We start from the raw sequence: 5,589 nt of genomic DNA, 5'->3' as shown, positions 1-5,589 counted from the left end.
TAAGTAGAAACCAAATAATTTAATGAATGAAATATCAAGTAGATTTTGTGAACAACAAGGAGGACGCCCAAGGAAAAGAATTGGTATTTATAAAACTGAATGCTGAAACAGCTCCTGAGCAAAAGCTTCTAAAAGAGAATATTGATAATGAAACAATTGACCTGTACTATCATGATGCGATAGAAAAGGAATTACCAGATTATGCATTGTTGGCTATAGTTGATGAAAGTGGTTATCCTTACCAAGCAATTGCCAAAGTTCAATCAGTGAAAGGAATGTGATTTTTTTAGTTGCCAAGCTATGCCTAAAAACAGATACTGCTTGAAAAAGCAGTATGCAAGAGCTAGGACATGGCAGTAGTTGGCCGCTTATGGCGGCCATGCCGAGAGTGGTGCAATACGATAGTGAGCAATTTATTTTTCCTTCCCCATCGAGGGGTCGGAAAAATACTTGGTGAAGCGGTGTGCCTGTGGTGCGTTGGCAAGTCTGCAGTCCGGAAAAATGCAAATCCTCACGCCTTAAACCACTCCTCAAGTAAAATGATACAGTGATGTTTTAATGATTTATTGCACTGCAGAAAAAGCAGAGCAACATCGGAATCACACTATCATTTTACTTGTTCCGCTTTTTAGCCGACCCTCAAAAAGCCCATTTGCATTTTCCTCCCCTTGCTTGCCATCCGCTCCTCGGCACGTCTGTTCCTTTTTGCTTTTTTGATGTGTTTGATCCCTGCGGGGCAAAGGCAAAAAAACAAAACCACAGCCAGAGTTAGGCGGGCCTGCGACCACCGCCAGACACTACCAATCATGCTCGTTCCTCACACTCCTCTTGGCAGGCTGGCTGGTGGTACCCGCAGTAGCCCGCAGAGCAAACAGCGCAGGAAATACCAATCTCATTAGTTTTAGGCAATCATTATCAAATATTTAGTGAGTAGAAGCTTACCGCGCTCTGGTGACTGATTTACATTTAATGAAGTGCAGCAGTTCGCTTGGAGCATCCCGATAAAAACCAAATGGCAGGAAAGTATGTGCCTAACAAAAAAGTGAAATGATGCCATTTACTTTTTTCCGAGATGTTTTACCGACCGATATGTCCCCTAAAAAACAGAGATTAAAGCTATTAGAAAGAAACCTGAAGTTTATAACCTATAAATAAGTGGTTTAATCAAACTTTTTTGTGTCCTCTGATATGATTTATAGTAACTGGAACTTTGACAATAAGCTAATAGAGATAGAGCTATAAGGATGAGAAAGATAAATAGGAGAAAGTAGTGTTATACATTGTAGATCAGTTATTTATATAATTTTGAACTCTCAAAAATCTTCCGCATACTTGTCAAAATCCGATGAAATAATCACGTCCTAATTAGTAATGTAGTTAAGTGATATTTTTGGAATATAGAAATAAGAGAATAGAAATATAGCCACTTAATTTAAAGACAGATGGAAGAAGTAAAACTTGTAAGTGAGATAATACAGGTTAGTATAAATGAGCTAGGGTCAATAGTAATATCGCTGATAGGGCTACTTGGAATACTTAAGATGCTAAAACAACAAACCAAAAAACTGTTTGATAAAGAGTCTTAGACTTATTTGCTGGTTCAAGAGGATTATTATAAACAAAAAACTATCTTGAAAGCTCAATGGGCTGTTTAAAATTATACGACCAAGAGGCAAGGGAAGGCATAGGCCAAACCGCATTTTTTTCAGGGGGGAGCCTAGAGAAAAAAGGGGTTGCGCTAAAAAATCGCATAGATTACTATCCTTTTGGCCTAACCTTTAACTCCTACCAGAGGAGCTACAGCAAGGCTAATAACTACAAGTACAACGGCAAGGAAGAACAGGAAGAAACAGGTTGGTATGATTATGGAGCAAGAAATTATGATGCTGCATTAGGAAGGTTTTTTAACCAGGATAGGTTTTCGGAGAAGTACTTAGATTTCAGTCCTTATCAGTATGCTGCTAACAATCCAATTTTGTATATTGATGTCAATGGAGATAGTATAAATGTTGCTGAACAGTATAGAGGTCAATTTGCTGATGTGTTAGGATCAGTTTTCGGGTTCAAGTCCACAGATTTTAGTTACTCTGAAGCTGGCAATGTGGTTTTTAATGGCAATGTAGATGATTTTAATGACGTAGAAAAAGATGTATTTAATACACTAAATATTGCCTTAAGTGAAGAGACTGTGACTAATATAATTTTTGAGGATAGTTATAGCATAACTGATAATGATGGTACTCCTATTGAAATCAACACAGCAGAGTATGGGGGTGAAGCAACAGCTACCACTGCAGATTTAAACATTTCTCAAAACTATGTGATTGTAAATACTGCACAGGAATTTAGTGGAAAAGTTAATCTACTGAATCCTAAGTACGACCCGAGTAAGCCAATGTCATCGCAGAATGCACCATATTTGGGGTTCACGCCAATTACAACTTCCAAACAAAATAGAACTCTTCATGGAATTGGTCATGCCATCTATAGAGGAAATACTCAAGATAAAGTTTTAGATTTTGATAATAAAACACGAAGAGCCAATAAATTGGTCAATTCCTTAGGTTATTTTATGAACCCTTTACCCTTAAGAAAATATGATGAAACTCATAATGAAAGTTATCAGTAGGTCTATGAATATGAAATATACTTTATTAATAATGTTTTGTCTGATTTCTTTCAAAGGCTTAAATGGTCAAAATGTAAAACTGCCTAAGAATTACTGTGAAAATGAATATGCTACAGCTATTAAAGATCTCAATTCTCATTCAAAAGATACTATATATGTAAAATATAAAGAAGAGTTATCATATTTAAAGTTTGAAATAATTAATACAACAGATGACACATTATTCCTTTTCAATAGTTATTTTGAAAAAGAATATTATTCCTCAAGGCATTTACATAGGATTGATAGTACCAAATCGTCATATAAAATATCCTTTGAGCCATTTATTCCTTATCTTTTTACAGTAGCGGCCGATAGAATAAAATTTACTCTAAAGGATATTATCTTGAGTAATCAAAACCGGTATGATTTTATTGTAATGCCACCAGCGAGTTTTTTTGAAATAAGTTTTCATTATGATGATTTATTTCAAAATATTGATAAGGAAGACAATTTAATATACGATTTTGATACTTCTCAAATGAATATATGCTGTGAAATTGGTTTTAAATATCTCAACGTTTGTCAGTTGAAAAAGAAATATAAGCTGTTTTTTGAGTTTGCTTTGTATAATAATATTGATCTCCTATGTGATCAGTCAGCTTATTATTTAAACGAGGCTGATTTTAATCATCAAGCTAAAGATTATAAAATTGTAAGCATTCCAGTTGAAATTCATAATTATAATCATCCTTTATTCTAAAATATTCTTCGCTGGCGCCAGCTTTTAGCCATGTATGTTTTTTTAATGCTTAGTTTAGTTACCAGATAAAGCATTGGTAAGCGTGTCCCTAAGTTTCTTTTTAGAAACAAGCCCATCTACAATATTGAAGATGGATTTTTTTTCTTCCTCATCAAGCTGTTCTATCAGGTGAAGCTTTTCCATTAGGGACTTGTCGTAGGAATTAATGTCCTTAAGCACATCATGAGAAGCAAACAAATCCGAAAGCTCGATACCAATAGCCTTTGCGATTTTATCAACAGTAGAGGTGGAAGGGTCTGTTTTACCTTTTTCAATCTTGGAATACTGCGACTGATCCATCCCAATGGTGAGGGATACTTCTTTTTGGGTAAGCCCTTTGGCTTCCCTGATCTGTCTTATTTTGTCTCCTATGTTCATAAAAAGGTTGTTTATATCTATAAAAGTAGTGATTATGATATAATTTATCAAAATGTATAAATCTTAATTGGATAAATAAGTCTATTTAAATATATTTACGAAATAGATAAATTATTCCAAAGATTTATGAAAACTACATCCTTGCTCGATACCTCAAACCCCGACCACCTGACTTTTGAAAGCGGTATGCTACAAATCGCTATTTTGGGCGGCATCAGGTTGGAAGGGCTGGACAGGATGCGGGCAACGCTAAAAATACAGGTGGAACACTTAAGCTTAAGACACAACCTGGACTTGTACAACGATACCCAAGTAGAAAAGCTGATCAGGAAAATAGCAGAGCGGTTGGAGATAGGAACGAGTGTAGCAGCAGCGGCATTAACAGAACTTACAGACGAGCTGGAAGCCTACAGGCTAAAGGAATTAGAATTAAAGGTACAAACACAAGATAAGCGTAAAAAGCTGACTACAGCAGAAATAAAAGCAGCGCAAGAATATTTGAAAGCCCCCAACCTGATGGGCAGGACAATGGAGGACATCGGCAAAGCAGGCGTGATAGGAGAAGAAAACAACAGGCTTTTAATGTATCTGATCTTTACCAGCAGAAAGCGAGATAATCCGCTCCATGTAATCAGTTTTGGAAGCTCAGGCATAGGAAAAACACATTTGCAGGAGAAAGTAAGCGCGTTGATCCCTGAGGAAGATAAACTGGAAATTACCAGCCTGAGCGGTAATGCCTTTTATTACTTTGGTCAGCAGGAACTTAGAAATAAACTAATCTTAATCGAGGATCTGGACGGAGCAGAAGAAGTGCTTTACCCTTTACGGGAAATCAAAAGCAAGAAAAGAATCACTAAAACGGTAGTGGTGAAAAACACCAAAGGAGAAACCAGAACTGTGACCCTGACCGTGGAAGGCCCTGTTTGCGTGTCGGGCTGTACTACCAAGGAAAGCCTTTACGAGGACAATGCCAACCGTTCCTTCCTGATCCATATCGATGAAAGCAAAGAACAGGATCAAAAGATTATGGCCTACCAAAGAAAGCTCTCTGCCGGAAAAATAGATGGCAGTGAAGAACATCAAATAGCAGAACTGCTCAAGAATACCCAAAGAGTGCTAAAGCCCGTGAGCATCAGAAATCCTTTTGCAGAACAATTAAAAATCCCCGATGAAGTGTTCAAGCCCAGACGAAGCAATGCGCATTATCTGGCCTTTATTGAAGCGGTAACCTTTTACCATCAATACCAAAGGGAAGAAGAGACAGACAGGGAAACAGGTGAAATTTATATCAGTACTACACTTGAAGATATAGAAGAAGCCAATAAACTGATGAAAGATGTGCTGATCAGGAAATCAGATCCTTTGAACGATGCAGGAAGGACATATTTGGAACAACTCAAATCATGGCTAAAGAAAGAGAACAAGGCTAGCTTTACCAATAAAGAGGTAAGGCAGAAACTGCGCATAAACCCCAGCAATCAGAAGCGATATATGGTGCAATTGCAGGAATATGACTATGTAGAAAAGGTGTCAGGAGAGGCAGGAAAACAGCATGAATACAGGATTACACAATTGGAGGAATACGAACAGCTGAAAAACGGCATTACAGGCATACTGGATAAGATTATGAGCGAATTAGAGACGCTTAAAAAGCAAAAGTGAAAGTAGTCCTTAGATACTACTCGGTGCATGTTATAAGACACGCACCGCAGTAAAGGAAAGAAGGGAAATAAGAGGGAGAAAGAGAGTAAGTAAGATTAATTAGAGAAAAGTTCAGGGAAGTCCATAGCGGTTCACTACC

At 37.2% G+C, this 5,589-nt stretch carries 6 protein-coding genes; 5 read left to right on the top strand and 1 reads right to left on the bottom strand.

What is annotated here, in order from left to right:
- The first annotated feature begins 26 nt into the window (after positions 1-26).
- From Q0L29_RS09365 to Q0L29_RS09350, 4 genes are all read left to right on the top strand, one after another.
- Positions 27-281, top strand: a complete 255-nt coding sequence (locus tag Q0L29_RS09365) for a hypothetical protein (RefSeq protein ID WP_296621092.1) — start codon at positions 27-29, stop codon at positions 279-281.
- Positions 282-334: 53 nt separating this feature from the next.
- On the top strand, positions 335-457 hold the full coding sequence (locus Q0L29_RS09360; protein WP_296621090.1) for a hypothetical protein: 123 nt from the start codon (positions 335-337) through the stop codon (positions 455-457).
- A gap of 1,185 nt (positions 458-1,642) precedes the next feature.
- Positions 1,643-2,629: an RHS repeat-associated core domain-containing protein gene (locus Q0L29_RS09355; RefSeq protein WP_296621088.1), complete on the top strand. Its 987-nt coding sequence runs from the start codon at positions 1,643-1,645 to the stop codon at positions 2,627-2,629.
- Positions 2,598-3,371, top strand: coding sequence for a hypothetical protein (locus Q0L29_RS09350; RefSeq protein ID WP_296621093.1), 774 nt, complete (start codon positions 2,598-2,600; stop codon positions 3,369-3,371). The genes Q0L29_RS09355 and Q0L29_RS09350 overlap by 32 nt, the downstream gene beginning before the upstream one ends.
- A gap of 54 nt (positions 3,372-3,425) precedes the next feature.
- On the opposite strand, the gene Q0L29_RS09345 is transcribed toward Q0L29_RS09350, so the two are convergent.
- A complete protein-coding gene (locus Q0L29_RS09345) occupies positions 3,426-3,788 on the bottom strand; it encodes a helix-turn-helix transcriptional regulator (protein WP_296621086.1) in 363 nt (120 codons plus the stop codon).
- A gap of 261 nt (positions 3,789-4,049) precedes the next feature.
- Here Q0L29_RS09345 and Q0L29_RS09340 point away from each other — a divergent pair, with 261 nt between their 5' ends.
- Positions 4,050-5,450 (top strand): hypothetical protein, encoded by a 1,401-nt coding sequence (locus tag Q0L29_RS09340; RefSeq protein ID WP_296621085.1) that lies wholly within the window; start codon positions 4,050-4,052, stop codon positions 5,448-5,450.
- Positions 5,451-5,589 lie beyond the last annotated feature (139 nt).

Source organism: Marivirga sp. (assembly GCF_024636815.1).
Lineage (GTDB): Bacteria > Bacteroidota > Bacteroidia > Cytophagales > Cyclobacteriaceae > Marivirga.
The sequence above is the reverse complement of the archived record's forward strand: the minus strand, read 5'-3'. Positions and strand labels throughout refer to the sequence as shown.

Bases quoted from the DNA above. Each gene is read 5' to 3' on its own strand.
- Q0L29_RS09365 (WP_296621092.1), top strand. From the start codon at position 27: ATGAAATATCAAGTAGATTTTGTGAACAACAAGGAGGACGCCCAAGGA.
- Q0L29_RS09360 (WP_296621090.1), top strand. From the start codon at position 335: ATGCAAGAGCTAGGACATGGCAGTAGTTGGCCGCTTATGGCGGCCATG.
- Q0L29_RS09355 (WP_296621088.1), top strand. From the start codon at position 1,643: ATGGGCTGTTTAAAATTATACGACCAAGAGGCAAGGGAAGGCATAGGC.
- Q0L29_RS09350 (WP_296621093.1), top strand. From the start codon at position 2,598: ATGATGAAACTCATAATGAAAGTTATCAGTAGGTCTATGAATATGAAA.
- Q0L29_RS09345 (WP_296621086.1), bottom strand. From the start codon at position 3,788: ATGAACATAGGAGACAAAATAAGACAGATCAGGGAAGCCAAAGGGCTT.